Genomic DNA, 26,387 nt, shown 5'->3' on the forward strand with positions numbered 1-26,387 from the left:
AAATAAAAATGACATTGATGATAAATCACCAATGCCATCGGAGATACTGAATACGCCAATATTCAATATCAGGAAGTTGAGACTATCGACATCCACAAGTGGTATGGCAATAGAATAACCTCTAAAGAGACGTCATTCTAATTTAAACCATACCACTTGTCCAAGAAAATCGATGAAGTAATAGTCATCTTTTAAAACAAACTTAGACGAGAGGTAAAAGTATATGGAAACATATCGTGATTTAAATAACGATTCAGGTGTCAGTGCTTATGAAATCAGTAATGACTCAATCACTGTGCGTTTCAAAACAGGTGCAGCGTACCTATATAACTATGCATCAACTGGGGTCCCTGATATCGAAGAGATGAAAAGACTCGCGAAATCTGGAGATGGCTTGAATAGCTATATTGGTAGAAAAGTCAAAGGCAACTACGCTAAAAGACTAGCGTAGATAGTTAAAGTTGTAGCAATTGTAGGTTGGACGTTGTTTGTTGACACCAACCTACCATAATTAAAATAATTTTTAGTTATTTAGGTAAATTTATGGATGCTACAGACATAGTTACGATTTTAGCTGTTTTTCTTGGTCCTATCTTCGCAGTGCAAATTCAAAAACTTCTTGAATATAGTAAGGAACATAGAAACAAAAAGCTTAGTATCTTCCATGTATTAATGTCAACTCGTGGAATCAAGTTATCCGCAGAGCACGTATCTGCATTGAATATGATAGATATAGAATTCTATGGAAAAACCCGTTTTGGAAAACATAAACAATCTAATAGTGAGAAAGAAGTTACGATTGCATGGAAGCTATATAAAGATTACTTAAATACAGAGTCACAATATATAGATAATTGGGATAAACAAGCGACTGATCTATTTATATCTTTGTTATCCGCCATGGGTCAGGATCTTGGATATGAGTTCGATAACGTCCAAATTAAAAAGGACTGGTATAGACCTATTAGCCATGAACATATTGAGAACAGCAAACTCAAGTTACTTCAAGGGTTGGTAGAAGTGTTAGACGGTGAAAAAGCTATTCCAATAACTATTGAAAGTTTATCGCAAAATAAAACTAAGAATCAGAGTGATAAACTATCTTATTAATCAAGCGTAGGTTGATCAGAACTTGCACCACCCAACAATTTTAAATAGATAATTTGTTGGGTCTCGTTCCTCGACACTAACCTACCTTTAGATCGTAGCGGATGTTGTAGGCTAGGTTTTTAACCCAGCATTGTAACTTTGCAAGAGCAGGTTGCTGGGTAAAGCCACAGCCTACGCAAAACATATTCAACTCTAAGGCTTATGTTGGCTTGTGATGTAGGGTGCGTTCCACGCACCAATAGTTTGAAAGTTAAGTTTAACGGTGCTTAAAAAGCACCCTACGAAATAATCATAAATAGCAATATTAGTAAGAAAGATCAGCTCTACCCTAACAAGATTTTTAGCCCCTGAGCGAGGAAATAACGAAGCACTGCTTCGTCCGAGTGCAAGGGAATTTGCATTTTCGCAAATTCCGTAGCGGTATCCTCCTAATAACAATAGACTGCACGCCAGCGGCTAGGCAGATACAAGCGGTAGGCGGGATTGGCTACCCAAAATATTTAAATTTAATACAATAACAAATAAGACCTAATTTTCGTGCTAATATTAGCCCTATATTTAGAGCTTAATATTAGCGGAGAATGAGTCATGCAACCAATATTTGCGACACAGACAGCTAGCATCTCAGAACTAAAGACCAACCCTTCGGCACTGATTAAACAGTCGGATGGTGAATCCATTGCTATTTTAAATCATAATAAACCTGTGGCTTATTTAGTTTCAACAGATATGTATGAGCGCATGATGGAAGCGATGGACGATATGGCATTAAGCCAAAATGTAAGCGCACGAATGAATGACGGGCAAATACCTGTAAAGGTAACGTTGGATGACCTATAATCTTGAGTTTCATCCTTTAGCATTAAAAGAATGGAAAAAGTTAGCGCCCAGTATTCAGCAGCAGTTTAAGAAAAAATTACAGCAGCGCTTATTGAACCCTCGTATTCCTGCTTCAAAACTCTCAGGACATACAGACGCCTATAAAATCAAACTACGCACCATAGGCTATCGTCTGGTTTATACCGTAAAAGATGATGTAGTGGTGGTTTATGTGCTAGCCGTAGGCAAAAGAGAAAACAATAAGGTATATGAAAGCCTTGTGTCACGCCAACCATAATTTATAAAAACGACGGAGGTCATGTGCAATATACCGCAATCATCAAAGACGGTGGTTTGTTTATCCCAAATGTATTTTCAGACCTAAACGATGGTGGCTCGCATATCGTACAAGTCGAGGTTGATATTGCAGAGGTGCGTCAGCAGTTAGGTGTGGATGAAGCATCAAAGACAGCCATCACCAAAAAAAGCGTGGCAAAAGCAGCTAAAAAGCCAGTATCGAGAACGGCTAAAAAGGACACAAAAATAGCAGCGGAAGATATGGATGTGAGTACCCTACGCAAAAGCGCACTTGATGAACTAGAAGCACTCGATGATAGTGAACTGAGCGAAATTTTTAAAGCCTATATGAACGACGGACAAGAGTCGTCACAGATATCACTAGAGAACCTCTAAGCTAAAAAGCTATAATCCGAAAACGTGTAATAACATCAAATCAAAGCCAGTCAAACCCATATAAATTAATAACCGTATCAATTATAAAGGCAGTCCCATGACTTACTCGATTTTTTCCCAAACGCCAAACAATGCTATGAAAGAGCCGATGTTCTTTGGTCAGCCGGTCAATATTGCCCGCTATGACCAACAAAAGCATCCCATCTTTGAGCAGCTGATCGAAAAGCAGCTATCGTTCTTTTGGCGTCCAGAAGAAGTTGATGTGTCAAAAGATCGCATGGACTTTGGTAATTTGTCCTCGCATGAGCAGCATATATTTTTGAGTAACCTCAAATACCAGACCCTACTCGACTCGATTCAAGGTCGTAGCCCAAACGTGGTGCTATTGCCATTGGTATCGATTCCAGAGCTGGAGACTTGGATTGAGACTTGGTCGTTTTCAGAGACTATTCACTCACGCAGCTATACTCATATCATTCGCAATATCGTCAATGATCCAGGCATTATCTTTGACGACATTATGCAAAATGAGCACATTTTAGAGCGTGCGTCTGACATCGCCAAATACTATGACGACTTGTACCGCAATTCGCAGCTCTATAGCTTGTATGGTCCGGGTACCCACAATATCAACGGTAAAGAAATCACCGTCGATTTGAAGTCGCTTAAAAAGCAGATGTATCTGTGCATTATGGCGGTCAACGTTTTAGAAGCTATTCGCTTTTATGTGTCGTTCGCGTGCTCGTTTGCCTTCGCTGAGCGTAAATTGATGGAAGGTAATGCCAAAATTATTAAGCTTATCGCTCGTGATGAAGCGCTGCATTTGACTGGTACGCAGCATATGCTTAACCTTATGCGTAACGGTAAAGACGATCCAGAGATGGTAGAGATTGCCCATGAGTGCTATGAGGCAAGTATTGAGATTTTTGTTAAAGCGGCAGAGCAAGAAAAAGAATGGGCCAGCTATTTGTTTAAAGATGGCTCAATGATTGGTCTGAATAAAGATATTTTATGCCAGTATATTGAATACATTACTAACTTACGTATGGAAGCAGTTGGCTTGCCATCAGCGTTCCCGAAATCGAAATCAAATCCGATTCCGTGGATTAATACATGGCTATCCTCTGATAACGTCCAAGTCGCCCCACAAGAGACGGAAATCAGTTCTTACTTGGTAGGTCAGATTGACTCAGATTTATCAAACAGTGATTTTGATGACTTTGAGCTTTAAAGGCTGGTATTTTAAAGGCTAATGCTCTAAGACTAATATTTTAAAGCTAACTTTTAATAGTTTAACTTTGCAACGCTTAACCTTAATAGTTATGGCTTAATCTTAATCCTTTAAGCTTAAGCCATTTTAGTTTTAGTAAGGACTTATTAGGCTGCGTTCAACGCGCTCTAAATGAACACGCCCTAATTAAATAAGGTAACACTCAAAGAAAACTGGGACAATCAAACCAGTTAAAATAGGATCAACTATGACTTGGGTAATGACCAGTAAAAAACAGTTTTATCTGCATGATGATGAAAGTCTGCTCGATGGGCTGCTACGTACAGGACACGATGTCAACTATCAATGCCGCGAGGGCTATTGTGGTAGCTGCCGAGTCAAGCGCATTGCCAGCTCACACTTGGTGGACTATCCATTTGAACCATTAGCCATGATTGAGGATGATGAGATATTGCCTTGCTGTTGCCGTGTGCAAGGCGTGATTTATATCAACCATGAACCTATTGTGAAATAAAACCTCATTTATTAAAAGTTAAAATCAATAAAAAGCGCGCTATCTAAATAAGATAGCGCGCTTTTTTATACATGACTGCTTGCTATATATATCTGTCTTGACTATTGGGCAGCAGCATCTTGTTCAAACAACTTTAGCAGCTCTTCACGCATACGATTACGCTCTTCTTCCGACATCATAGGCGCATTTGGATCATCGTAATATTGCTGCTCGCCTTGACTATCTGGACTACCTTGACCATTCAACCTGTCATCATGCAAGATTCTTGGCTCTTCAACCTCCACGACTTCTTGGGCAGGACGTTCTTCAAGCAATATCTTAACCTGCTTGTTTTGACCATTGCGCAATACTTGTGCATTTAGCTCAGTCGTTGGTGCTTTACGTGCTACGTATTGAATAAGCTTGTTTGCATCAGTCATCTCGATACCATCAATCGTCAAGATCACATCACCGACTTTTAAACCACTTTTGGCAGCAGGACCTTGAGCGACGACATTCAGGACTTCTACCCCTGTTGAAGTTTCAAGGCGCGTTGGGTCGCGTAGTTGCGATTGGATTTCGATACCTAGCCAGCCGCGACTAACTCTACCGTCTTTAATGAGCGCATTCATGACCTGCTCAACGATAGCGGTTGGAATGGCAAAGCCAATACCCATCGAGCCGCCAGAGCGGGAGAAGATAACGGTGTTGATACCGACTAGCTCACCACGAGCATCGACGAGCGCGCCACCTGAGTTACCTGGATTGATAGCAGCATCTGTCTGAATAAAGTCTTCAAACTTATTAACGCCAAGACCAGTACGACCAGTCGCTGAAATAATCCCTTGAGTGACCGTTTGACCGACCCCAAATGGATTACCAATCGCTAAGGCTAAATCACCAACGCGACTAGGCGCTTCACGAAAACCTAATGGCGTCAGTCCAGTCATATCAACCTTGATAACTGCTAGATCACTATCTGGGTCAGTACCAATAACTTTGGCGCGGCTTTTACGGCCGTCATTGAAGGCAACGGTAATCTCATCCGCTTTTTCAATGACATGAGCATTAGTGACGATATAGCCATCCTCTGACACGATGACACCCGAACCTAGGTTAGTCGGCCCTTGACCTTGCGGTCCGCCATGGAACTCAAAGAAGCGGCGTAAGACTGGATCATCCATATAAGGATGCTCAGCCATCGTTTGGGTAGTATAGATATTTACCACTGACTGCGAGGCTCGCGCCACCGCATTGTGATAAGAAGCGATGGGTGCTGGCTTATCAGAAGTAGGTGCTAACGCTTCCTGCTCAGCAGCCGTCGTCCTTGGTGGCTCCCACGTTGTCTCAGATGGTGCCTTCATACTCATAAACAACCAGATAAACGCTGCGATTATTATCAGCAGTAATATCCAAGGCAACCACTTCCACAGAGTTGCCTTATTGTTGGTGTTTGGGGATGACGACATATATAAACCTCTATAAATTTGATACGGACAGACAGTGATAAATGTGGTGAGACGATTGCGATTAAATTGTTATTAAGTAGGTGCTGTTAACCGGTTATTAATCGGTTGATAAGCTGCTGTAAATCAGCTATTAATAAGTCAGACACTATCTATTAGACAGGCTCACGTAGGTAAATTATAACTGGCAACACCATAAAATAGTAACGTATCGTGTACCATTTCAGTTATGGGGTTTATCTCCTCATTTACAACATCATGCTAGAATGATTGCCATAAAAACTTGTTTATCAATTACGCTCGCTTGACCAACTGAAATCATTATATCAATTGAAATGATAAGGACACACAATGACCGCGAAAGATATTTTAACTGAACCATCAAATACAGCGATTACCGCACAAGCCTTGACCCAATTTTGCGATGACTATCTATCTGCGAGTGCCTTTAAAGACTATGCACCTAATGGATTGCAAGTAGATGGCGGACAGCCTATCAGACGCATTGTTACAGGCGTTACTGCCTGTGAAGCCTTAATCGATGCTGCAATTGAGGCAAAAGCTGATGCCATCATGGTACATCATGGCTACTTTTGGAAAGGTGAACCTGAGCCTATCACTGGTATGAAAGGTCGACGCATTCGTAAATTGATGCAACACGGTATCTCTATGATTGGCTATCACCTACCTCTTGATGCGCACCCTACCATTGGTAATAATGCTAAGCTCGCTGAGATGCTAGGATTAACCATTACCGAAGCGCTTTATCCTCATGAATCGCACCCTGTCGGCAATATCGCCATTTGTACTCCGCAAAGTGCTGAAACATTAATCCAAACGATTACTCAAGCATTGGGACGCGTGCCTTTACATATTTCAGGTAACTATCACTATTCTGCGAATGACCAATCAGATCAAACCAATGTTACAGCACCAAAACTGATTGAACGTGTGGGTCTCTGCACAGGCGGTGCACAAGATATGATTGAGCAAGCGGCAGCGATGGGCTGTGATGCCTATATCTCTGGTGAAATATCTGAGCGCACTACTCATAGTGCTAGAGAGCTTGGGATTGACTATTTTGCCTGTGGTCATCATGCGACAGAACGAGGCGGCATTCAGGCGTTAGGTAAACTGGTTACTGAGCATTTTGGACTGCCAGTCACATTTATAGACATCGACAATCCCGCATAGCTCTACATGACCAGCATTCTAGATAACCAGCTTTTATCAGTGCGAGATATTGACGAGCTCATAATCTTTAACCAGCTCAACCCCTTTAACCTTTGAGAAAATAGACTTTATTCACTTATACGAATATAATGGCTATTTTTGACCGTCTATTCCTTAATTGTTAAGTTTTATCACTCTTTTATTAACTTTACTTGAATAATGGTGTTATAAACCGCATAAAGTTAACTTGCAAAAGAACGTTTTGTCATGAAACTTCCCATTTACTATGGCCTCCGGTTATAACGTTGAGCTAATGAGCGATTATCCGTATATCTATGACAGATTACGGATAATTAGTATTCTCTCAGCTTAACGTTGCAATGATTGTGTACATTAACTTTAAGAAATGACGTGTCATTTGCGCTAAAAACATTTGATACGACAAAACTCATATGGTTAATGATCAACGTTGCTGGACATTAGTGTATTAGCAATATGCTGCCTTATCAGTTATTCATAGGCTGCTGAATCTGCTAGTGATAGTACAGTAAAATTAATTTTGGTTAAGATCAATATAGCCGCTTACTTTTACAACAATATTATTACTTATGCATTTGTCTCAATAACTTATTCATGACCTTACCTATGTTCAATATAGTATTTTAGTCCGTTATCGGTAAAGGTGACATAACTGTCATTACCTGTTACCTTTATTTATGCTGCTTAGTTTATGTTACGTCTATAGCTTAAGCATACGGTTTATAAGGCTTTTTATGGGTTTATTATTAAACCTTATATTGAAAGCCTTTATGATAATAATATCTATATTGATACAAGATGCGGTAGTGCTTGTGCTATTAAAGAGCCTATCATCATTTAAGATGCAATATTATCGTCTATCTGCTGTTTAGTTATTTAGAATAGCTTTTTGGATAGTCATGACGATAATTGCAGCTTTACGGTAAGTAGGATGGCTAAAATCAGGAGACATCCATGCAGCGTATTACTTATCGTGTCAAAGTATCTGCGCAAGGTGCTAAACGCCGTATTTCTTATTTACTGCGTCCTAAGCGCACACTTAGCACCAAAAGTAACATCGTTTCATCCGTTACCCCTACTAAGTCAAACCGTTTTGCCAAGACGAAAAAAATGGCACAAGTATCGAGTATTGCCCTACTCTCTTTACCTGCTGAGAGTCTGACAATGATGGACCCAAAAGTGCCAGCGTATGATCATGTCATGCTGGAGGAGACGCTAACTATCGCAGCTGTCCCTGGAGATAGCACCTATTTTGCGACCGATGGTTTCCAACATGGCTTTGGTTATGATCTGGTACGTAGCTACGCTGATGAGCTGGGAGTCAAGGTTGATCTAAAGGCTTATGCGAGCGAAGAAGCAGCATTGCGAGCGCTAAAATCAGGTAGTGCTGATATGGCATTAACTACTGCTAGCACGCAGCTAAAAAGTCAGCTTAATCTATCGTCGGTCAATGTCAGCTGCGGTTATGATGCTAGCTTGACTAAAAATGGCTTGCATCCAAAAGTCAGCTGGACGTTCAACCAAGCTGATGATCCATTGTCACAAAAGGCCAGTTACTTTTTATGTGATAGCATCAAGCTCGAAAATACGCAAAAGCTTGCAGCATTCTATAATCAGAACTTGCTAAAAGATGCGTACAGTCAAAACCATTTTAAAAAGACTCTGACAGAAAAGCTGCCTGATTATCAGTCTTCTTTTAAAGAGCAAGCGCGTAACTACAATCATGACTGGGAGTTGCTGGTGGCAATGGGTTATCAAGAGTCGCATCTTGATGCCAATGCAGTATCGCCAACAGGTGTACGTGGTTTGATGATGTTAACCAACAATACTGCAAAAGCCATGGGGGTCTCAGATCGTGTAGACCCTTATCAAAGCATCGGCGGTGGCGCTCGTTATCTAGAGCAGATGAAAACTGACTTTGCTGATGTGCCAAAGACCGATCGGATTTGGTTTGCACTCGCTGCTTATAATATGGGTCCTAATGCTATTAAAGGTATTCAGCGCAAACTTAGTGACGCAGGTATTGACGATAAAAACTGGGCGAACGTCTATACCTATCTATCAGAAAATAGAGCCTCAAATAGCCGATATGGTCAAGCGATGCACTACGTAAGTAATATCAGAAGTTATCTTGAAACCATTAAAACTCGTATGGTCTAGGCCTAACCTCTGAGTTGATAAAAGGCGTAAACATAAAAAAAGCTGCTCTTAATAATAAGAGCAGCTTTTTTTGGTTAACATTTTGCCAATAGTACTTACTATTTAGTAAATACTATTTAAAATCAACGATTAGGTACTGTCAAACGCTGACCACGTTGTAACATAGTATCTGCCGAGATTTTATTCATATCAGCAAGCTCTTGAGTTGAGACTCCATATTTACGTGCCAGCCCAATTAGACTATCGCCAGAGCCAACCGTATATCTAACTGTCGCCTTAGGCAATTTGATTGTCTGTCCACGCTGTAACTGAGCATTAGTCGCTAGGTTATTAGTTGCCGCTAAGTCTTCTACTGAAATACCAGAACGGCGCGCTAGAGCGATCAAACCATCACCTGACTGTACTTTGTAATTCTCAGTGTTACCAAGTTTTTTGCCAGTACTGGTGCTACTGCTGCTAGAAGCGGCACTACTACTGTTACTAGAGGTACTGACACTACCGCCACTAGCAGGAATAGTAATAGTGCGACCAAGTATCAAGTTTGAAGTCGTACTCAGACCATTCGCTGAGGCCAAGTCACTGACACCGATATTGTAGCGGCTGGCAACGCCCGTTAAACTATCTCCAGATTGTACTTTATAGCTTATTGGTTGATCATTTAACTGACGATTCACTTCTGCCTTAGATACTGGTACTTTAATCGTCTGACCGCGTTGCAAGCGAGCTCTAGCATCAAAGTTACTATTAACTGCTGCTACTTCTTCTGCACTTACGCCGATGCTATTAGCAATCCCAATTAACGTCTCACCTGACTTTACGGTATAGCGACTAGTAGGGGTTGAGCTGCTAGCACTACTATTTGTACTTGTGCTACTAGAGTTGTTGCTAGCAGAAGTAAAGTCAACACTGGCAGGTATTTTCAACGTCTGACCCACGTATAACGAGTCTGTCGTGCGTATCCCATTGAGGCTAGCTAGAACATCAGTTGAGATATTAAATTGACGTGCTAAGGCAATCAAACCATCACCAGATTTAACTTTATAGTTCTTAGTCGCAGTGGTAGATTTACTAGGCTTAGAAGACGGCGCAGCAGGTGTGCTAGCTGGCGCTGTTACTTTACCGGGTATCAACCATAGCTTCTGCCCTCTCATTAAGTCAGAACGGCTACTTAAATTATTGTAACTTGCTAGCTGTGTCACGGATAAACCAAAACGATTAGCCGTACCGATGAGCGTATCACCCGACTGCACTACATAGCTATCTGGCTGGCTTTCAGTCGTTGTATTAGCACTACTTAGTGGCTCAATAGTCTTCGCATTATACAAATACAGGGTGCTACCAGACAATAACTTTGCTTTGGAATCTATTTGATTCCACTCAGTGATATCGCGCCAGCTTACCCCAGCACGACTAGCAATATTAGATAAGGTATCACCACGTTTTACGGTATAAGTGGTACGTGTGCCTTGAGGTTTTGGCTTACTCACTGGCGTTTTTGCAAAGCTAAGTTTTTTCTCTTCCCCACTCGCTTCTAAGATAGACTGCTGAGTCTGTACCGCTGATAGATTGATATTACCGTCAGCATTGATTACATTGGTTTCAGTCGTTTTAGTTCGAATCTGATTGGCAATGAAATCACGCTCTTCTTTACTAAGAGGCGGCTCTTGAACAATGGTATTATTTTGTGTAATTTGAGCTGAAGTAGTTGGCAAACTATTACTGCTTTGTAGCTCAGCATTAATCTTGCTGGTCTCTTTACTAGTAATAGGTGGTTCATTACGGATAGATGAGTTGCTGTTATATCCAGAGCTACTAGTCGATGTCAGCGTTGGCGAAATATAACTGGTTGTTTGCTGTGGAACGCTAGCAGTAGCAGCATAATCAGCCAAACCGCTACCAGTAGAAGGTAATGATGAGCTGGTGTACGGTTTGCCATTATAGCTTGGCGTCGTAGTGGTACTGCTTGAGCTACTCGTACTGCTTGAAGCAAGTATATTACCTGTACCATTCCCTCTCAACGATATAAGCTTAGCATCAAGGTTGGTATTAACGTCATTAGGAATAATAATACGCTGCGGGCCTGATGAATCGATACGTCCTGACGTTAGCGCAGTATTTAATCTTTCTAGTTCGTCATAACTAACCCCAGTAACTTGGGCTACTTCGGCCAAGCTTACGCCGTAGTTAACTGGCACACTGCGAAAATGCTGACGGTTGGCAATGGCGGGTAAATAAACACCATATTGCTCAGGCTTAGCAACGATTTCGGCAACAGCCAAAAAACGCGGTACATAGTTCATGGTTTCAGTAGGCAGTCTGAGTGACCAGTAGTCAGTTGGTAATCCGTTTGCCGCATTGGCATCAATTGCCCTTTGCACACGACCAGGACCAGCATTGTAAGCGGCTAATGCTAACTCCCAACTACCAAACTGATTATGTAACGCTGTCAAGAAGTCATAAGCTGCACGTGTTGATTCAATGACATCACGACGACCATCGTAGGTGCTACTTTGATTCAGACCATAGATACGACCAGTACTTGGAATAAACTGCCACAAGCCTGCTGCTGCTGCACTACTTGTACCACTTGGATCATAGGAGCTTTCGATGACTGGCAGCAAAGCAAGCTCAGTGGGAATATTACGGCGCTCAGCTTCACGTACCGTATGATAAATATAACGACTTGCACGCGCAGTTAAGCGGTTTAGATAGTCTTGTCTGCTGGTAAACCAACTTTTCTGTCCTTCAATCCGTTGGTTATAGATAGGCTGACCACCATTCATACGATAACCAGCACGCAAGCGATTCCATAAATCACCGTACTGTTGAATAGCAAGTTTGTTATCTTCCACCATCGTCATGTCAGTAGCTTCTAATAAGTCCGCCAACTCATCTAAGCTCTCTGCATCCAAAAATGCAGTCGAGTAATCATCACTTGTGGTTGGCCGAGCAGCTCCAGACTGATTAGCTGGACGCTTAGTCACAACAGGCGAGCTATTGGTAGCGCCTGTACCTTTCACTGCTGACGTATTACTACATGCGCTAATAAGCAAAGTCGACACCGCAAGCGTCAGTGGTAAAGCAATAAATGAGCGGGATTTTAATGACACAGTAGACATGATGATAGAATTTTCCTAACGACAAAAAGTGATAAAAATAAAGTTAATCGACAGTATAGTATGCAATGCAAACCAAAAACTATACTTCTGTAGAAGATTGTCTATAAAATTTAGAATAATACGGTTAGATGTCTTATTTTTGGCTATATTTTTAGCGCTTACACTTTACTAGTGACGGTAATCACTAGTGACAATAACTGGCTTATTAAACAGTTTTTCAGCTAACGAATGCTAGTTGAATAATTACCTAGCCATTATTTACTGTAATAAATTAACAGCTATTTTAATAGATGATTACTTCAATCAGTAATTAATTTAATTAGTAATTACTTCAATCAATAGTTACCTGTGATACTGCACGTAATAACACAGCGTTCCCAGTAGATAAAGTAAGCGTAACTCTTGATGTGGTCACAAACGAAACGTTTTTGCCGTCTTTTACCCAACTCTCAACCGTCTTGACGTTTGCTTTAGCTTGTGAGCCAGTAGTGACAATGTTATCAACGCTGATATCATAGCGATAGTTTGAAGTTTGATTCCAACTATCTTGCAGTAATTTTAAGTAAGCATTTTTGTCAAGGCTAGTAGATTTTCCTTTTCTAGATAATGAAATCAATGCATCATCAGACACTAGGGTAGCAACTTGGTTGATGCTTTTATTATTAGCAGCTAATTTCATTGCAGCTGCATAGTTCTGCACCAAGCCTTCACTCATCGTTGCTGCTTGGGCATTAATAGCAACCGTACCAACTACAGCCGCTAGCGTAGCTACGCTAGCACTTTTAATAACTAGAGCTAATAGCCCTTTATTCCATAATCGTTTCATTGTGATCCTTAGCGGTATCTCTTTTATTATCTAGTTTTTGTTAAGTGGCTCTATTCTATTGATATTTTTATAATCGAATGAGCTGTTTGACATATCAATTTTGATATATCGGCATAGTCATTATCTATACTTATTTGACGTCGTACCTGATAAGAAATAATAGGTTGCCATGACAAGCTACACAGTACAGTTAATCCACTACTTAAAGTTAATTTAAGCTTTTTAAGAGGCAGTTTTAGCCTAGCATTAAATCCTCACACCCATGTAACGTCATGTGTAATTATTGCGTGCATACCTGCCTATTCTCCTACTACATATAGCCAATAACTTTTTTCAAAAACTTTCAGTAGCTTATCAATGAGTTTTAAGGTTTCGTATTATCATCTATCGTCTGTTCATCATCGTTAAGCTTCATGCCCAAACGCTCTACTCGTCTGTCCATCATTTGTCGTGCTAATGCTTGCATATCTTCAACACGATCTATCTCATCGACAATCTCAAGCCCTAATAAAGTCTCGAAGACATCCTCTAAAGTCACTAGACCTTTAACCTCACCATATTCGCCTACCGTGATTGCAATATGAATACGGTTTTTTAGCATTAATTCTAATAAATCGAATAGCTTCATTTTTGAGAATACAAAAGTAATCTCGCGTTGAAACTGTGTTAACGGCTTATGCATAGCATGATTGACTTTCGCTAACAACATATCTGTTTTTAATACAAAACCAGTAATATTATCTAGATCACCATCATAAATAGGTAACCGCGAAAAAGTCAGTTTTGGACGATCAGCCAGTACTTCGGCAACTGTTTTGTTCTGCTCAAATGCCAGCATCACCGAACGCGGTGTCATGATATCTTCGACTTTAATCGCGCCAAACGCGAGTAAATTACGAATGATTCGTGATTCTAATGGATCGATTTGACCTGATTCTTCGCCAATACTAGCAAGAGCTGCAAACTCGCGACGACTAAAGACATGAGTCTCTTTACCGCGCACAAGCAATTTGGTCAAACGCTCTGAGAACCAAATGAGAGGATATAGAAGAAGAATAATACCACGTACAAAGTAAGCCACCATACCGCTTAACTGACGCCAATATACTGTTCCTAATGTTTTTGGAATAATCTCAGATAAAAACAAGATTGCCAAAGTCATAATCGTAGAAAACAGTCCAAACCAGGCGCTACCAAAGACAATCGTTGCCTGTGCACCAGCGCCAATCGAACCTAACGTGTGTGCTACAGTATTCAACGTCAAAATAGCCGCTAGCGATTGATCAATATTATCAATCTTCAGGCGTCTTAGCATATTTGCTTTTTTGGGATTGCTTTCTTCAACATCAGCAATATATGACGGGGTCATACTGAGTAATGCTGACTCTGCTAAGGAGCAGACAAATGACACACCAATGGCAATAGCAACAAAGAATACTAACAGAGCAATACTTGCAGCAGTTGGGGCAGCTATGGCCGAAGCTTCAACAGCCAATGCTGAATGAGGTAAAAAAACCATTGGTACAGCTATCAGCGCTGATAAACCAAATGCGGACTTATTGCTAGGGCATGTGTAATCATGTGTCGTCGGGGGAGGTTCAGCAGACGCTTCTTTACGATAAGCGCGCGGACGACATAGACGAGGTATAAACGAAAAAGTGGTGAACAAGTTAGGTAACCTAAACAAAAAAGAGAATGAAAAAGGATAAAATACAATGAGTTTTATTGCTAGTAAATATAATGACTGGTAGCGGTTAGCTCTCATCTAATAAAAATAGCACTGTGTAATAGAGCTACAAACCAGCTACTATCAGCATAGACAAGAAACATAATCAACAATTTGATATTAGCACCGATGCTTATATTTAACAATAAAATGTCATGCTATCTACCTGTCTAGAAAAAATCCATTATAAATAAAAAGTTGTGCGATTAGCATGGCTATTCATGGTGTTAAACAGATGTAACTTCAATATCTGGTTACGTAATATAGTCTTATATACAGCCGCTTTTATTTTTATAGATAATGCTTTAAAAGGATTGTCGTAATAGATATCGGCTGCTAGTATGCCAGTGCGCCAAGGAAAATACACTCATCCCATGATTAACAGTTACCAAGCTTGGGATTTTTTGTTACTATGCGTTTAATTTTACTATTATCTATAATTTATTGAGAGAGATATGGAAGCATTCGGTCAAATATTATTACCAGTCGCCTTTTTTGCTATTTTTTACTTTTTAGTGATCCGTCCACAGTCTAAACGTACCAAAGAACATCGTGCCATGGTAAATGCTTTGACCGTTGGTAGCGAAGTGATTTTTGCTGGCGGACTTATGGGTCGTATCAAAGGCCTTGAAGGCGACTACGCTATTGTAAGCTTAAACAACAATACCGACATTAAAGTACAGCGCGCTTCTGTTATTTCAGTATTGCCTACAGGTACTATAGAGAGCGTATAAATGTTAATGGTAAAGCTTCACGCCTAACATTCATTATCTTAGTATCAACCAGTATATTGATAAAAATGGCCGTTAACGTTTTACGGTCATTTTCTGCTACTAGATTGTCAAATTAGTTACCTAACTGACTGACGATAGCGGACTTACCTTCTATCGTATATATTACGATTCATAGTGTAGTCGTTTTATGATGCTTAGCTTTACGTTCTCTTATCATAGCGGATGATCTCAATGGTGAATAATTACTCATACTAATTGCGGTAGTTATCCATTGTAATCACGAACGTCCCATCTGCTGACTTGTGGCCTGCGTCGCCAGTACTTTATCAACTTAAAGAAGTGATTATGCAATATCCCGCTTGGAAATACTTACTCATTACCGTCGTGCTGATCATTGCTGGTCTGTATGCTGCTCCCAACCTTTATCCTGATGAACCTGCTGTGCAGATTACTAGTGCTGCAGCGGGTACTCAGCTATCTGAAGGCATTTTGACCGAGTCAGAAAGCCTGCTAAAAGAAGCTGGTATAAGCTACCATGATGGCACTTTTGAGGGCAACAGCGCACTGGTACGCTTAGACAATCCAGTCTCTCAGCTCAAAGCACAAGAAGTTCTAAAGAAAAATCTTAGCGATGATTATGTGGTTGCGCTTAACTTAGCACAAACAACACCGCAGTGGCTCCGTGATATCGGCGCAAAGCCGATGAAGCTGGGTCTAGATCTACGTGGCGGGGTACGTTTCGTTCTAGAAGTGGATATGGACAAAGCCTTAGAGCAGCGTCTGACCAGTGCGAGTCGTGACGTGCGCCGTGAGCTAAGGGCCGAGCGTGTCGCAGTCAAAGGCATTAAAACTGAGGCTCAAGGTATCATATTGCATTTTGCTGATACCGACGCGCGTAACCGTGCGCAAAATGTTTTACAAGGCTCAATGGGGTTGAATTTTAGTTTGCAGTCCTCTATCGATGACCAAGGCCCTGCGCTAATCATGGCATATAACGATGCGACGCTGGATGAGATTAATAGCTATGCAGTTAATCAAAACTTAACGACCCTACGCAACCGTATTGCTGAGCTTGGCGTTACCGAAGCCTTAGTACAGTCACAAGGTGCTAGCCGTATCGTTGTCGAGTTACCTGGTGTACAGGATACCGCTGAAGCCAAACGTGTACTTGGTCGTACTGCAAACCTTGAGTTCCGCCTAGTCGCTAAAGACAGCGAAAACTTCATGGGTGGTATACCTCCTGCTGGTACTGAATCGTTCCCGTTCGAAACGCTTGATGGTCCGCCAGTATTACTAGAGCGTCAAGCTATCGTCACTGGTGATAAGGTCACCAATGCCCAGACCAGTCTTGATGAAAGCGGTCGCCCTGAGGTCAATATCACTTTAGATAGCGCTGGCGGGAAGCTCATGCAAAACGCTACCCGTACTGCTGTTGGTGACCAAATGGCGGTATTGTTTATTGAAAATAAGCAAAGAATCACTTACGAAGAAGACCCTACTACTGGTGAATCTGTCGAAGTACGCACTCCTTATGCTGAGACCAAAGTCATTAACCGCGCTAATATTCAAGCGGTATTAGGCTCATCATTCCGTATTACAGGGCTTGATAGTAATGCTGAAGCTGCTGAGCTTGCACTACTATTACGTTCAGGAGCACTGGCTGCACCGATGTATTTCGTTGAAGAACGGACGATTGGACCTTCATTAGGTCAAGAAAACATTGCTAAAGGTCTGTTTTCTACTCAGGTCGGTTATCTATTAGTATTCGCCTTTATGATTATTTTTTATCGCTTGTTTGGGGTAATTGCCAACGTAGCGCTAGCAGTTAACGTCATCATTATCATCGCGATTATGTCAATTTTAGGCTCATCGCTTACCTTACCGGGTATTGCTGGCGTGGTCTTGACCATCGGTATGGCGGTAGATGCCAACGTACTAATCTTTGAGCGTATCCGAGAGGAGCTAGCGAACGGGGTGCGGCCAAAATCTGCAATCGTAGCAGGCTTCGACCGTGCTTTTAGTAGTATTTTCGATGCCAATATCACCACGTTGTTGGTCGCATTTATCTTATTTGCGATTGGTACTGGTCCGATTAAAGGCTTTGCGATTACTTTAGCTATTGGTATCGTCAGCTCGCTGTTTACCGCGATTTTGGTAACACGTGCACTGGTACAAATTGCTTATGGTAAGCGTAAATCTATCAAACGTTTGAGTATCGGCTAGGAGAATAACATGGCGATTGAACAGAATAATCCCCCAAAGAATGACAACACGCCGACATCTAGCAGCTCAGGTGGCGGTGCAGGTGACAGTCCTAACGAAAACAACAAACGTCGTCGCCGTAACAAGCCACGCCGTGATGGTAAAGGTAGCAATACCCAAGCTAATAATCCTACGACTGCAAAAACTGGCAAAGATAAGTCTCGTCGTAGTGCTCAAGGCACTAAAGATAATCAGGCATTGAGCACCCAAGCATCTAACGCTGCTGTTGATAACAATCATAACCACCTGATTGATAGTGCTGCTGATGACGCTGCTGTAAAAGAAGGCGGCATTAAAGCGGTTGGTAATCAGCGCATTATTCCATTTATGAAGATAGAAAAGCCTATGGCAATTTTATCTCTATTGATGGTGATTGGTAGTATCATTGCGATTGCTGTGAATGGCCTCAACTTAGGTTTAGACTTTACTGGCGGGGTTTCAGCAGACGTGCGTTATGAGCAGCCTGCCGAGCAAGTCGAAGTCGTACAAGCGCTGGCTGATAATGGTTTTGATGATGCTGTCGTACAGTATCTAGGCACCCGTCAAGAGCTATTAGTACGTTTGCCACCACAATCTGATAATATTGACGGACTAAGCGCAAGTCTGACTCAAGCACTAGCCCTACCCAATAATAATGCTGATATCAGTAACGTTAATATTATCGGTAGCCAAGTCGGTAATGAGGTGTACTTAAACTCAGTAATGGCTTTAGTGCTGGCACTGGTTTGTATGCTTGGTTATGTGGCCCTACGCTTCCAATTTAAGCTATCGCTTGGCGCAGTAATGTCATTATTTCATGATGCTATCGTCACCATCGGTGTCTTTGCATTATTCGGCTTTCCATTCGACTTAACCGTATTAGCAGCTATCTTGGCATTGATTGGCTATTCATTGAACGATACTATTGTCGTCTATGACCGTATTCGTGAAAACTTCCGTCGTGTCCGTGGCATCAGTCCTTATCAGACGGTTGATCTGTCATTAACAGAGACCCTGCGTCGTACTATTATGACTATTTCAACGGTATTGTTAGTTGTATTAGCAATGATGTTCTTGGGCGGTGATGGATTGTATTGGTTCTCAGTAGCACTATTCATTGGTCTACTTGCTGGTACTTATTCATCAACCTATATCGCTAGCTCTATCCCTCTTCGAATGGGTCTATCACGCGATGATTTCATCGTTAAAGTGAAGCCTGAGTTTGAGGAAGAGATTGTTACTTTCAATGACCCAAAGATGTTTGAACAAGATTAATCTTAAAAAGTTGTTTGGATAATGCTGACTTTTAACAATAGCAGCATTGTCCTAAACATAACTAAAGCATCAAATAAAAGCACCTATTAGTTAGGTGCTTTTATCTTTATATAATTACCAAATATATCGAATAGTACAAGCTCATCCCGCACCTATGCAATACACTGACGGGTACTATCATCTGTGTTTTATGCACAAGCGATCATTTTATGCCAACGACTACCCCGCCAAAAGCTATGCCACCTATTGATACTCGCTATACGCGCATTATCGCGATTGCCGTTCCAGTATTACTAGCAAACTTAGCGATGCCACTACAAAGCGTGATTGATACGGCTATCGTCGGCAATATGAATGATGCAGCAAAGCTTGCAGGTATGGGGCTAGCGATACAGCTTTTGTCCCTATTACTCGTTAGCTTTAACTTTTTGCAGTATGCGTCTTCTGGTTTATCCGCACAGGCTTTAGGGCAACTTGCTGATAATAACGACTCTATAAACTTGCAGCATAAAGCATCACCGCTCCTGTCTATTTTGCAGCGTGCGCTCTTACTAGCCGTCGTCATTGGTCTAGTGCTCCTACTAGCGAAGCCTTGGCTCATAGATTTTGGCTTGCAAGCGTTGTCAGCCAATCCTGATAGTGGTGCTGCTGCAAAGATTTATCTAGATGTGCGCTTTTGGGGTGTCATAGCTGAGCTAATGAACTTTGCCTTTATTGGCTGGTTTGCAGGGCAAGGTAAGACTCGCTATATGCTCTATCAGCAAGGTTTTATTGCCATCCTTAATATCATTCTGACGCTATTTTTTGTCTATGGTATGCAGTTGGGAATAGCTGGCGTTGCTCTAGGGACTACTATCGCATTTTGGTCAGGGGTTGTATTAGCGTTATGGCTTAGTCGCCGGAATTTGCAATTGACTTGGATAGCCTTTTTTGAGGTTGATCCACAGCACTTTACTAAAAAAAAAATGCTTAGGCTATTCTCGCTAAATAAAGATATTTTTATTCGTACGCTCATTTTAACCTTAAGTTTTGCATGGATTACTCGTCTATCCGCTCAAAGTGGCGATTTGGTTTTGGCAGCCAATGCAATTTTATTGCAAGTATTGAGCATTTCAGCCTTCGCACTTGATGGTGTGGCAGTGTCAGCTGAGACCTTAAGTGGTCAAGCAGCAGGGCGGCGAGATTGGCCGCGCTTTCGTATTATCGTAAAGCGTACAGGAGTGGTCAGCTACGGTCTCGCCTTACTGTTAAGCGCGATTTGGTGGCTTGCAATGCCTACCTATCTAGATCTCATGACCAATATTGAAACGGTCTTTACCTTAACCAATGCTTATCAAGGTTATGCGATATTGCTACCACTCATTGGTGTGGGCGCTTATTGGCTCGATGGAATATTTTTTGGTCTAACCGCAGGCCATGTCATTCGTAATGCCGCCTTGATATTAGCCGTTATCTTTTTTCCGCTTAGCTGGCTGCTATATCAGCAGTGGGATATGACGGGTATTTGGCTCAGTGTTTGGTGCTTGTTATTATTACGCATGTTTATTCTCAGTGGCTTTTTATACCATGCACATAGAACAGGTAGCTATGAAAAATTACAGCCAATTTGATAGCCTACAAAAGAGGCCTAATTTGAAAGAAGCTTAGCTTGAAGGAAACATAGCTTGAAGGAAACATAGCTTGAAGGAAACATAGCTTGACAGTCATCATTTACGTGAACAAAAATTTGTAACGAAAGAGTCTTTAATAAATAGCAAAGTCAGACAATCTTAGGATATCTCGTGAACACTTACTCTGAACAACATCAAGACTCTACCTATCAGTGGGCAGAGGGCTTCAAAAAAAGCATTCCAGTTGCCATGGGCTACCTACCTGCAGGTATCGCCTTTGGCGTTCTTGCTCAGGTCGCTGGAGTGCCAATATGGGCAACTATTATGCTGAGTATCGTCTTATATGCGGGCGCTGCACAATACGCTTGTCTACCGATGCTTAGCGCCGGTTTGCCGATTGGTAGTATCGCGACCAACATTGCAGCCATCAACCTACGTCATGTGTTCTACGGGATGCCACTGCTACAGTATTTCCCTACGCATAAACTGGCTAAAGCTTACTGCTTATTTGCACTTACTGATGAGACATTTTCAGTAATGACTAGCTTACCTAATGAGACGCGACGCGCACTCATATTACCGATAAGTTTGTTTAACCAAAGCTGGTGGGTATTGGCCTCTATCATTGGAGTAATGATAGGCAGCACTCTTAGCGACTTGGTGCCACACTTAGACTTTGCATTGGTTTGTTTATTCGCAATTTTGGCTTACGAACAATTCCAAAGTATCAAACGCTACTTCCCTATTGGTATCGCTGTCATTGCTTTGGCTATCGCCTCACTATTTACTAGTAACTGGCTGTTGTTAGTAGCAATCACCATTTGCATGCTGATGATTTTGGCGCGTGGTTTTTGGGTACAGCGTAAAGTAACAGGAGAGACTAATGAATAGCAGCTATTTGATTGCAGCCACTTTCGCTATGGCCGGAGTTACTTTTATTACTCGTGCTATTCCCGCCTTGATACCCAAAAAGCTTCTTGATACGCCTTGGCTGCATCGACTAAATGAGAGCCTACCGCTATCAGTCATGGTGTTATTAATTTTAACTAGCCTCTCCTATCAAGACTTATCCGCTAGTACCGGGCTAAATAGCGCACAAGTACAATTATTACTGGCTCAGATTGGTGCATTAGCGCTAGTGCTCATTGTGTACCATGTCAGCCGTCAGTTATTGGTAAGCATGGTCGTCGGTATCGCAGCGATTAATGCTCTACTTTGGCTATTAAATAACTTTTTAAGTTAATAGTTTTTTTAAACTAATAACTTCAAATTAGACACAATAAAAAAGGCTGGATTCATAATGAATCCAGCCTTTTGTCTTTAAATATCGTCATCTCTTAAGCTATATAGCTGCTTAAAACTCTTCCACACCCATCATATCGACAGGAGTATCAGCGACAACTTGTACGCCTTTCTTGCCTGTTTTAGCGGTTTCACTACGCTGCTCTTGCAGGTGATCAAGGTAAGCTTCATTGATTTGACCAGTGATATAGCAACCGTTAAATACGGCACAATCAAAGCCTTCCACTCGGCTATGTTTCGTATCTTTTACCGCATCGATAAGATCATCTAAGTCTTGGAAAATCAGACGATCAGCACCGATGATATTACGCACTTCTTCAACACTATGCCCTGAAGCGATAAGCTCGCTACGTACTGGCATATCAATACCATACACGTTAGGGTATTTTACCGGTGGCGCAGCACTGGCGAAAAATACCTTTTTCGCGCCTGCATCACGTGCCATTTGAATGATTTCATGACAAGTAGTACCACGCACAATAGAGTCATCAACCAATAAGACGTTTTTGTCTTTGAACTCTAACGGTACTGCGCTAAGCTTTTGGCGTACCGACTTTTTACGTTGCTGCTGACCTGGCATAATAAAGGTACGACCGATGTAGCGGTTTTTCATAAACCCTTCACGGTACTTAATATTCATCTTAAGTGCCAGCTCCATCGCTGACGTACGCGAAGTATCCGGAATTGGAATCACTACATCAATATCGTGATCTTCGCCCCATTCATTAAGGATTTTCTGACCCAGTTTTTCGCCCATACGTAGGCGAGATTTGTAGACAGAGATATTGTCCATAATAGAATCTGGACGCGCAAAATAAACGTATTCAAAAATACAAGGCGTGTACTCTTGTTGCTCTACGCATTGATACGTATGCAGCTTATGATCTAAATCAATGAAGATAGCTTCGCCAGGTTTAACATCACGGATGATGCTAAAGCCACAACCTGTCAATGCGACTGACTCAGAGGCAACCATATACTCTGTGCCACCGTTGGCAGCTAAACGTTCACCAAAAATAAGTGGACGAATACCATTAGGGTCACGAAATGCTAATAAGCCATGACCCGTAATCATTGCTACTACGCCATAAGCACCTTCACAGCGAGCATAAACTGCTTTTACCGCTTCAAAAATATCATCAGGCGTTGGATGAGTTTTGCCTAAGTTTTGCATCTCGTGGGCAAGCACGTTTAACAATACTTCAGAATCAGAATCGGTATTTAAATGACGACGATCATCTTGATATAACGATTTAGCCAAGCTCTCTGCATTGGTCAAGTTACCATTGTGTGCCAAGGTAATTCCATAAGGAGAGTTTACGTAGAATGGCTGCGCCTCCGCACTGCTTGACGTGCCCGCAGTAGGATAGCGAACATGACCAATACCGAACTTACCAACCAGTCTGACCATATGGCGGTTCATAAAAACATCACGAACCATACCGTTTTCTTTACGCAAGTATAGGCGCCCATCCTGCAAAGTCACAATACCGGCGGCATCTTGACCACGATGTTGCAACATAGTTAAGGCATCATAAAGAATTTGGTTGACTGGCTCATGAGCTGCAACCCCAACGACTCCACACATAGTTATGTCCTATTTAAAACCATACATTAGTAACGCAATAACGGCAAACTTAGTGGCAGTGATATGTGCCAGTTAACCGATGACCTGATGATATTTATATACTGATAATTACTTCATTGACAGTAGAGTGCTACTATCTTTAAGATTCAATTGATATAAGAATAAAGATACCGTTTAATTTAAGAATATAGCTATTATAATGATGACACATAAGTGGCAATATTTAGATTATGCATTATCAACAATAGAAATTTATATTTTAAATATTGTGGATGCTAAATGATATTGAATGATAATTTATCAAGGTGTGTTATTAACGCTTATCTATCGAAGCTAACTAATTTTATCATAGCTAGGACTGATTTATCTGTTCCCAAGCACCGCCTAACACATCTGATGCTAGCGTTTTAGCCATCGGTGCGTAAGGAAGCAACTCAGGTGCTAATACAGAAGTTTGCCACTGCGGAAGCTGTACCAATAATGGTGCGCTGACACTAAGAACCACTAAAACCACAAGGACGTTTTTGGCAGCACCTAGTACACCGCCCGCCATTTTATCTACCACGCCCAAGCGTAAAGTTTTAAGCACCCCTGAAAATACAAACGCTACCAAATGCATAACAGCTAATACAACGATCACTACCAACAAAAAAGCCGTTGCCATTTGTAGCACAGGATTTTGTACCAATCCTGATAACTGCGGGGCAATCGAACCTGCTAGTCGAGTAGCAACAATCAAGGCAATGAACCAACCTACTAAACCCACTGCCGTTTTAATCAGACCTACTTGAAAGCCGCGCCATAAGCCAATAAGAACAACAATGGCAATTACGATATCTAAACCACTCATATTTACCACCTTATTATCCTATCGAACCTACTTCAATTAACTCTCTTGCGCATCATAATAGCCGCCAATAGCTTGAATACAAGACTGTACTAACCCTGGGCCACGATAAATAAGACCCGTATAAAGCTGTACCATATCGGCACCTGCTTTAATCTTTTTGACGGCTTTTTCACCGCTATCAATACCACCAACACCTATGATAGCAACTTTACCATCCAACTGATCTGAGAACTGTTGCAAAATCTGGGTACTAATATGACTGACTGGACGACCAGATAAACCGCCTGCTTGGTCACCATCAATCAGATCCTCAACACCTACTCGGCTCAAGGTCGTATTGGTCGCAATCAAACCATCAATTTCAAAGTCTAATAGTTGCTGCGAGATATAATCAACTTGTAGCGGGTCTAAATCAGGGGCAACCTTTAGTACTAGAGGCACATAAAAACCATACTCCGTCGCCAGCTGGCTATGGCGGTTTTTGATTACATCTAACAGCTGAGTTAATGCCTCACCACTTTGCAAATCACGCAAATTCTTAGTATTCGGCGATGAGATATTAATCGTAATATAGGAAGCATGCGGATAGACACGCTCTAAACAATACACATAATCATCAGCAGCGTGTTCAACAGGCGTGCTGGCGTTTTTACCAATATTAATACCGATATTGCCTTTATACTTACAGCGTTTGACATTATCAATTAGATAATCAACACCCTGATTATTAAAGCCCATCCGGTTAATAATCGCATCTGCCTGTTTTATTCTAAATAACCGCGGCTTGTCATTGCCGACTTGTGGTTTGGGCGTCACCGTGCCCACTTCAATAAAGCCAAAGCCTAACTCAGCAAGCGCGTCAATATAATCACCATTTTTATCCAATCCTGCCGCTAACCCAACAGGGTTAGAGAACTGTAAACCCATGCACTCGGTTGGTTGCATGGATTGACCATATACCAAGCCCAAAGCACGTGCTTTATGAGCTTTAGCTAGTAAAGACAGGGTCATATCATGAGCGTGTTCGGGGTCCATCTTAAACAAAAACGGGCGAAGTAAGGCGTAGGACATAATGACAATAAACCCTGCTTGGATGAAAATGATGAATGGAATAACATGAATGAAGCATTGAGCGTCATAAAACGCTGCGATTATATCAGCTTAACAGGAGTAAAACCAAAGTTTCATACCTAGTATTCTTAACAAAAACTTAATATTAGACTTAATTTGACGAGCATCAATGACAGCATTAATAATTAACAAACTTATGGTACAGGACGCTTGTCAGTAAGCGCAATCCAGCCTCTCACAATACGGTATAAATGCCAGATGAAAGTGAAGGTCATAAGTAACACACCAAACCCAGCTAATAAAAACGAACCAATAGCTATATTGCCGCTATCGGCTAACATGCTGACGCCAAAGCCACCTAATGCAAAGGTGATGATAATAGTACCAATAACAAAAAAGACAATACTGTACCAAAAAGTCTTAATCTGCCAGTCAAAATGTGTCGCTAGCCATGTGCCATCAGCATCACGGCGTTTGCCGTAATTCATTATAATCGGCACAACCCACAATAATCCTGCGGTAAAGTAACTGACCACGTAAAGCAAATAAGTTATATGGTTATAAGTAATTAATGAGCGCTGCTTTTCTTCAGTCAACAGCTGGCCTCGCCCATGCATAAGGCTGTGCGTCGCCTGTGACTCAATAAAAGATTCAGTCGTTTGCGTCCGAGTACCTGAATGCTCATCGAGATTATGATTAGGAGACTGGTTCATAATAAATATCCATAACTGACAGTAGCCATTAACTACTCAATTGTGGCAAATGCGACCGTTTTCAAGATGCAAGTCTTTAATGCCTGAGCTATGCTCATGAATGGTCTGATCTACGATGAGCGTTTGATATTGATGAATCTACAAGTAG

At 41.5% G+C, this 26,387-nt stretch carries 23 protein-coding genes; 15 read left to right on the forward strand and 8 right to left on the reverse strand.

Going from position 1 to position 26,387, the window contains the following annotated elements; all coding sequences use genetic code 11:
- Nucleotides 1–223 precede the first annotated feature (223 nt).
- From ACTQ9S_RS01420 to yfaE, 7 genes are all read left to right on the forward strand, one after another.
- The gene (locus tag ACTQ9S_RS01420; protein WP_440453418.1) at nucleotides 224–451 is read left to right on the forward strand and encodes a hypothetical protein; all 228 of its coding nucleotides are present in this window, start codon (nucleotides 224–226) and stop codon (nucleotides 449–451) included.
- 92 nt (nucleotides 452–543) lie between these two features.
- Nucleotides 544–1,110, forward strand: a complete 567-nt coding sequence (locus ACTQ9S_RS01425) for a DUF6680 family protein (RefSeq protein WP_440453420.1) — start codon at nucleotides 544–546, stop codon at nucleotides 1,108–1,110.
- Between the two features lie 588 nt (nucleotides 1,111–1,698).
- Nucleotides 1,699–1,950 carry a type II toxin-antitoxin system Phd/YefM family antitoxin gene (locus tag ACTQ9S_RS01430; RefSeq protein WP_440453422.1) on the forward strand — a complete coding sequence of 84 codons (252 nt, stop codon included), beginning with the start codon at nucleotides 1,699–1,701 and terminating at the stop codon, nucleotides 1,948–1,950.
- Nucleotides 1,940–2,227 carry a type II toxin-antitoxin system RelE family toxin gene (locus ACTQ9S_RS01435; RefSeq protein ID WP_440453423.1) on the forward strand — a complete coding sequence of 96 codons (288 nt, stop codon included), beginning with the start codon at nucleotides 1,940–1,942 and terminating at the stop codon, nucleotides 2,225–2,227. The genes ACTQ9S_RS01430 and ACTQ9S_RS01435 overlap by 11 nt, the downstream gene beginning before the upstream one ends.
- A 23-nt stretch (nucleotides 2,228–2,250) precedes the next feature.
- On the forward strand, nucleotides 2,251–2,622 hold the full coding sequence (locus tag ACTQ9S_RS01440) for a hypothetical protein (RefSeq protein WP_068327995.1): 372 nt from the start codon (nucleotides 2,251–2,253) through the stop codon (nucleotides 2,620–2,622).
- Nucleotides 2,623–2,719: 97 nt separating this feature from the next.
- Nucleotides 2,720–3,853 (forward strand): class Ia ribonucleoside-diphosphate reductase subunit beta, encoded by a 1,134-nt coding sequence (nrdB, locus tag ACTQ9S_RS01445; protein ID WP_440453425.1) that lies wholly within the window; start codon nucleotides 2,720–2,722, stop codon nucleotides 3,851–3,853.
- Nucleotides 3,854–4,100: 247 nt separating this feature from the next.
- Complete coding sequence (gene yfaE / locus ACTQ9S_RS01450; protein WP_068036052.1) at nucleotides 4,101–4,367, forward strand: class I ribonucleotide reductase maintenance protein YfaE; 267 nt, start codon at nucleotides 4,101–4,103, stop codon at nucleotides 4,365–4,367.
- Nucleotides 4,368–4,468: 101 nt separating this feature from the next.
- On the opposite strand, the gene ACTQ9S_RS01455 is transcribed toward yfaE, so the two are convergent.
- Nucleotides 4,469–5,815 carry a S1C family serine protease gene (locus ACTQ9S_RS01455; protein ID WP_068328001.1) on the reverse strand — a complete coding sequence of 449 codons (1,347 nt, stop codon included), beginning with the start codon at nucleotides 5,813–5,815 and terminating at the stop codon, nucleotides 4,469–4,471.
- A gap of 348 nt (nucleotides 5,816–6,163) precedes the next feature.
- Between ACTQ9S_RS01455 and ACTQ9S_RS01460 the strand changes: the two genes are divergently transcribed.
- The gene (locus ACTQ9S_RS01460) at nucleotides 6,164–7,006 is read left to right on the forward strand and encodes a Nif3-like dinuclear metal center hexameric protein (RefSeq protein ID WP_440453427.1); all 843 of its coding nucleotides are present in this window, start codon (nucleotides 6,164–6,166) and stop codon (nucleotides 7,004–7,006) included.
- Between the two features lie 972 nt (nucleotides 7,007–7,978).
- Nucleotides 7,979–9,184, forward strand: a complete 1,206-nt coding sequence (locus tag ACTQ9S_RS01465) for a transglycosylase SLT domain-containing protein (protein WP_068036057.1) — start codon at nucleotides 7,979–7,981, stop codon at nucleotides 9,182–9,184.
- A 122-nt stretch (nucleotides 9,185–9,306) separates the two neighbouring features.
- Here the strand turns inward: ACTQ9S_RS01465 and ACTQ9S_RS01470 are convergent, their stop codons facing one another.
- The 3 genes from ACTQ9S_RS01470 to ACTQ9S_RS01480 all read right to left on the reverse strand — a co-directional run bounded on the left by ACTQ9S_RS01470 (nucleotide 9,307) and on the right by ACTQ9S_RS01480 (nucleotide 14,648).
- Nucleotides 9,307–12,303 carry a LysM peptidoglycan-binding domain-containing protein gene (locus ACTQ9S_RS01470; protein WP_068036059.1) on the reverse strand — a complete coding sequence of 999 codons (2,997 nt, stop codon included), beginning with the start codon at nucleotides 12,301–12,303 and terminating at the stop codon, nucleotides 9,307–9,309.
- 331 nt (nucleotides 12,304–12,634) lie between these two features.
- The gene (locus tag ACTQ9S_RS01475) at nucleotides 12,635–13,129 is read right to left on the reverse strand and encodes a hypothetical protein (RefSeq protein ID WP_068328008.1); all 495 of its coding nucleotides are present in this window, start codon (nucleotides 13,127–13,129) and stop codon (nucleotides 12,635–12,637) included.
- 364 nt (nucleotides 13,130–13,493) lie between these two features.
- A complete protein-coding gene (locus ACTQ9S_RS01480; protein WP_440453679.1) occupies nucleotides 13,494–14,648 on the reverse strand; it encodes a CNNM domain-containing protein in 1,155 nt (384 codons plus the stop codon).
- A gap of 662 nt (nucleotides 14,649–15,310) precedes the next feature.
- Here ACTQ9S_RS01480 and yajC point away from each other — a divergent pair.
- The 6 genes from yajC to ACTQ9S_RS01510 all read left to right on the forward strand — a co-directional run bounded on the left by yajC (nucleotide 15,311) and on the right by ACTQ9S_RS01510 (nucleotide 21,958).
- Nucleotides 15,311–15,589, forward strand: coding sequence for a preprotein translocase subunit YajC (yajC, locus tag ACTQ9S_RS01485; protein ID WP_068036063.1), 279 nt, complete (start codon nucleotides 15,311–15,313; stop codon nucleotides 15,587–15,589).
- 345 nt (nucleotides 15,590–15,934) lie between these two features.
- On the forward strand, nucleotides 15,935–17,812 hold the full coding sequence (gene secD / locus ACTQ9S_RS01490) for a protein translocase subunit SecD (protein ID WP_068036066.1): 1,878 nt from the start codon (nucleotides 15,935–15,937) through the stop codon (nucleotides 17,810–17,812).
- Nucleotides 17,813–17,821: 9 nt separating this feature from the next.
- On the forward strand, nucleotides 17,822–19,105 hold the full coding sequence (gene secF / locus ACTQ9S_RS01495) for a protein translocase subunit SecF (RefSeq protein ID WP_350656832.1): 1,284 nt from the start codon (nucleotides 17,822–17,824) through the stop codon (nucleotides 19,103–19,105).
- Between the two features lie 209 nt (nucleotides 19,106–19,314).
- Entirely contained in the window at nucleotides 19,315–20,715 is a 1,401-nt protein-coding gene (locus ACTQ9S_RS01500; protein WP_440453429.1) for an MATE family efflux transporter, read from the forward strand.
- Between the two features lie 249 nt (nucleotides 20,716–20,964).
- Nucleotides 20,965–21,606, forward strand: a complete 642-nt coding sequence (locus ACTQ9S_RS01505) for an AzlC family ABC transporter permease (protein WP_440453681.1) — start codon at nucleotides 20,965–20,967, stop codon at nucleotides 21,604–21,606.
- On the forward strand, nucleotides 21,599–21,958 hold the full coding sequence (locus ACTQ9S_RS01510; RefSeq protein ID WP_068328017.1) for an AzlD domain-containing protein: 360 nt from the start codon (nucleotides 21,599–21,601) through the stop codon (nucleotides 21,956–21,958). The genes ACTQ9S_RS01505 and ACTQ9S_RS01510 overlap by 8 nt, the downstream gene beginning before the upstream one ends.
- Nucleotides 21,959–22,069: 111 nt before the next feature.
- Here ACTQ9S_RS01510 and purF read toward each other — a convergent pair whose 3' ends face one another.
- The 4 genes from purF to ACTQ9S_RS01530 all read right to left on the reverse strand — a co-directional run bounded on the left by purF (nucleotide 22,070) and on the right by ACTQ9S_RS01530 (nucleotide 26,239).
- A complete protein-coding gene (gene purF / locus ACTQ9S_RS01515; protein ID WP_068036077.1) occupies nucleotides 22,070–23,605 on the reverse strand; it encodes an amidophosphoribosyltransferase in 1,536 nt (511 codons plus the stop codon).
- 352 nt (nucleotides 23,606–23,957) lie between these two features.
- Nucleotides 23,958–24,455 carry a CvpA family protein gene (locus ACTQ9S_RS01520; RefSeq protein WP_068328020.1) on the reverse strand — a complete coding sequence of 166 codons (498 nt, stop codon included), beginning with the start codon at nucleotides 24,453–24,455 and terminating at the stop codon, nucleotides 23,958–23,960.
- A 36-nt stretch (nucleotides 24,456–24,491) separates the two neighbouring features.
- Nucleotides 24,492–25,526: a quinone-dependent dihydroorotate dehydrogenase gene (locus ACTQ9S_RS01525; RefSeq protein ID WP_068036081.1), complete on the reverse strand. Its 1,035-nt coding sequence runs from the start codon at nucleotides 25,524–25,526 to the stop codon at nucleotides 24,492–24,494.
- Between the two features lie 194 nt (nucleotides 25,527–25,720).
- Nucleotides 25,721–26,239: a DUF4870 family protein gene (locus ACTQ9S_RS01530; protein WP_227514038.1), complete on the reverse strand. Its 519-nt coding sequence runs from the start codon at nucleotides 26,237–26,239 to the stop codon at nucleotides 25,721–25,723.
- Nucleotides 26,240–26,387: the final 148 nt, after the last annotated feature.

The organism is Psychrobacter sp. ASPA161_9, from assembly GCF_051970275.1.
Lineage (GTDB): Bacteria > Pseudomonadota > Gammaproteobacteria > Pseudomonadales > Moraxellaceae > Psychrobacter.